Genomic DNA, 3,759 nt, shown 5'->3' on the forward strand with positions numbered 1-3,759 from the left:
GGCGGCCAAGTAGGGGGGCCACAAGTGGAAATGCCTAACAAAGCAATCAAGGTGACCCGTTACACTCGGCGGTTTTGGTATGAAGTTCAGTGTGCTTTGTTAGTTTCGTGCGGGGCACCTTATCGCAAGCGTTAGGCATGGGAAAAGCCTGCTTATTGATCTAGTCGTAACCGCATCGCCCAAGAACGGGAAATCTTAGGCCACTCGTTCATCGTAAGGCTGTCGTTAAAGATCTGGGAAATGCAGGTTGCTACGTTCTTTGCTGCCTCAGGCGGTGGCAATAAACGTTCTTAGTTTCCTCGATGCATTGCTGTGAAAGGCTTGTCGTAAACTCAACCCATCAGTCCAGTGATGCAGCCTTGATTAGSATCTCATCAGGATGTCATGTAAATGCATCTGGCTTTAAGGTGCTGATAGTATTAGTGTTACTTGAGATTTAKTGCATGCTGTATCCCATGGTTGGCAGYGGAYTGCGCTGAGAGTTCGGCGGCCAAGTAGGAATTTCACATGTGGAAATGCCTAACAAAGCAATCAAGGTGACCCATTACACTCGGCAGTTTTGGTTTGAAGTTCGATGCGCTTGGTAAGTTAATCGTGGGGCACCTTATTGCAAGCGTTAGGAATAGTAGGAGACTATGTGGAAGTTAAAGGTGTTTTAACTTGTAATTTTAAGCCGAGAGATTATAGCGGGGATGATGCGGATATATGTCAAATAGACACCGATGTTATTGCTAAAATTTCAATGCTTTATTCTTGCAACCAGCTTTCTTTCTCAGGTGAAGACTATCGAATCGATGTAGATTGGAGTGCGTTAGTTAACACTGTTATTGAAAGTTATAACCCTGAAAGCGAGTACTACACGACAATAGAAGGGCAAAAGTATAAAGTTTTAGCTAAAATCCAGAAAGAATGCAATGAAGATGATACTTGGGGAGTTGTTAGGCTTCCAATAGCACTGCAATTTTCTGATTTTGCTAATAAACAAAACGCTATATTTGCTTTAAAGAAATTGTTGATGGATATCTTCTTTGTTGCAAATATTAGTGTCCCGGGTGTTCTTGATTTATATTCGTCAGTATTAACCATTGATAGTGATGATTATGAATTCAAATTGTCCAACTTTTATTTTTCTCAGTCTTTGAATTAAAATGTCGACGGTCCAATTCAGTTAGCAACGACACTACCTATCGACAATGTTAAGTTCTGGTTCGATAGTTTACAAGTTGGAGATAAGCTAGAGTCAGAACACTCAATTGAAAGAGCAATTTTTTCTTTGTTACATATATGCATCCTTGAAACCGATGTAAGTATGGTTTCTTGGGTTTTTCATGCGTTGGAAGCAATATATGGAACAAAAGCTGGGCGTGGCTTTAATGATATTGCTTCGAAAGCAATATTCTTATTAGAAATACCCATTAATAAGCAAAAGCGTTTCAAAGCTAGCTTAAGAGACTTAAACGATCTACGCAGTTCATTTATTCACGGTGGATACAAGGTAAGTCACCCATTAAACGATGCTTATGATGATGAAGTTTTCAAATTAATTGAATTTGGTGTTCTTGTAATTATAAATAGTATACAGGGACTCGTAAGAAAGAAATGGATTGAACTGAGCGTTCAGGAAGTGTTTGTTGGAGTACCGCAAACCTATTCCTAACAAGGCAATCAAGGTGATGCTGGACACTCGGCGGTTTTGGTATGAAGTTCAGTGTGCTTTGTTGGTTCAGTGGGGCACACCTTATTGCAGGCGTTAGGGCACTGGGTCGCACAGGCAACGTGGTGTTCGCTTTTCGCTCTGAGGGGCAAGCTTAGCAGCTACCAAGTTGTTCCTTGCAGGCGATATACCTGAACGCTTTTCTGTATAACGAACTGTGAGATTGGCTGGTTTTGTTCGCAGCACTCTTGATTTAGTTCGGGCTGTCGCTGATAACAATCTCTGAGACTTCATCGAATGAGAATATGTAATTTTTGGCTAAGGCTATCAAAGAGGTTTTCAACCACAGATTAAGGAATAATTATGAAAAAGTTTAAAAATATAGGGAATGTTTCAGGTGATATACTCGTGAATATTGATGGTGTAACAATTGTATTTTTTGTCGATAAAGGTGCTGAGTTTTCAATTGACGCTAATGATGATGCCAAGATCGTGTTCTCTAGCACCAACGAAGTGAACTCTAGTAATATTGAGATTGCTGCAATTTAGAAAGTGTTGCGCTGAGATTATCAGTGTTTAGTTCTTGGCTATTATGCCCGAAAATTCCGATTATATCCGTTTGGTAAAGAGCAATTCGTTGTCCATTGGCTACTGATTTTGTTAATTAGTTCATGAGGTTAATGGATTCCCAACTGTACGATTATTGATGGTAGGATAGACTGTTTGGTATTGGAGTCGATCATTCTGTAGCTGTAGCTGTAGCTGTAGCTGTAGCTGTAGCTGTAGCTGTAGCTGTAGCTGTAGCGTTCGTGTTAAGTGCCCGTATTCCTTGAGTTTGCCCTAACAAGGCCATCAAGTGTGACGCATTACACTCGGCAATTTTGGTTTGAAGTTCAGCTGGCTTGGTGAGTTCGGTGGGGCGCACCTTATGGCTGGCGTTATGGCATAAGGTTGCACAGGCAACGTGGTGTTTGCTTTTCGTTCTGTGGGTCAAGCTTAGCAGCTACCAAGTCGTTCTTTGCAGGCGATATACCTGAACGCTTTTCGGTATAACGAACTGTGAAATTGACTGGCTTTGTCCGCCGCACGCTTGATTTGCCGGCAGTTCACTTTGTTAGTAATGCTGAAACTTCATCGAAAGAAAACTATCAACTTAGGCTCCTGGTTAACAAGTTTCAATCCTTAGAAATTTTTCTCGAAGCTTCAGATTAATATCTGTTAGTAAAAAGCGATTCATTGTCCAGTAACCGATGATTCTTGATAATTAGTTCCGGAAGTTATAAACCAACGCCATCCCGGATTATAAAGTTAGGTTAGGATGTTTGGCGTTCGAGCAGATGATTCTGTAGCGGTAGCGTATCTGGTAAGTGATTCAAACCCCTTGAGTTTGCCATAACAAAGCAATCAAGGTGACCCGTTACACTCGGCGGTTTTGGTATGAAGTTCAGTGTGCTTTGTTAGTTCAGCGCAGGGCACCTTATTGCAAGCGTTAGGCATGGGAAAAGCCTGCTTTTGGATCTGGTCGTGACCATGTCGCCCAAGAACGGGAATTCTCAGGTCATTCGTTCATTGCATGGCTGTTCTTTAAGGGTGTGGAAATGCAAGTTGCTCCGTTCTTTGCTGCCTCAGACGATGGCAATAAGCGTTCCTAGTTTCCTCGTTACACCGCAGTGAAAGGCTTGTCGACAACTCAACCTGTCAGCCTGGTGATGCAGCCTCAATTAACACCTCATAAGGTTGTCATGCAAGTTTAGCTGGCTTTAAAGTGTTGAAAGTATTTATGTTACGTTAAGATTCTTTGTTGCTGTATCCCATGGTTGGCGGCGGACTGCGCTGAGAGTTGGTCGGTCAAGTTGGAGTGCCGCAAGTGGAAATGCCTAACAAAGCAATCAAGGTGACCCGTTACACTCGGCGGTTTTGGTATGGAGTTTGGCGTGCTTTGCTAGTTCAGTGTGGGGCACCTTATTGCAGGCGTTAGGCATCGGAAAAGCCTGCTTTTTGATCTGGTCGTAACCGCATCGCCCAAGAACGGGAACTCTTTGGCCATTCGCTCATCGTAGGGCTGTCCTTAAAGTTCTGGGAAACGCAGGTTGTTTCGTTCTTTG

Annotated in this window: 3 protein-coding genes; all 3 read left to right on the plus strand. The window is 42.6% G+C overall.

Features of this window, described 5'->3' with window-relative positions:
• Positions 1–637 precede the first annotated feature (637 nt).
• The 3 genes from EIZ48_RS27655 to EIZ48_RS27665 all read left to right on the plus strand — a co-directional run bounded on the left by EIZ48_RS27655 (position 638) and on the right by EIZ48_RS27665 (position 2,203).
• A complete protein-coding gene (locus tag EIZ48_RS27655; RefSeq protein ID WP_160658550.1) occupies positions 638–1,147 on the plus strand; it encodes a hypothetical protein in 510 nt (169 codons plus the stop codon).
• 162 nt (positions 1,148–1,309) lie between these two features.
• Positions 1,310–1,657, plus strand: coding sequence for a hypothetical protein (locus tag EIZ48_RS27660; RefSeq protein WP_160658551.1), 348 nt, complete (start codon positions 1,310–1,312; stop codon positions 1,655–1,657).
• 360 nt (positions 1,658–2,017) lie between these two features.
• Positions 2,018–2,203, plus strand: a complete 186-nt coding sequence (locus EIZ48_RS27665; protein ID WP_160658553.1) for a hypothetical protein — start codon at positions 2,018–2,020, stop codon at positions 2,201–2,203.
• The last annotated feature ends 1,556 nt before the right edge of the window (positions 2,204–3,759 follow it).

The organism is Photobacterium alginatilyticum (genome assembly GCF_009910675.1).
Taxonomy (GTDB): Bacteria; Pseudomonadota; Gammaproteobacteria; order Enterobacterales; family Vibrionaceae; genus Photobacterium; species Photobacterium alginatilyticum.

Coding starts and splice junctions, on each gene's coding strand:
- EIZ48_RS27660 (WP_160658551.1), top strand. CDS start 1,310: ATGGTTTCTTGGGTTTTTCATGCGTTGGAAGCAATATATGGAACAAAA.
- EIZ48_RS27665 (WP_160658553.1), top strand. CDS start 2,018: ATGAAAAAGTTTAAAAATATAGGGAATGTTTCAGGTGATATACTCGTG.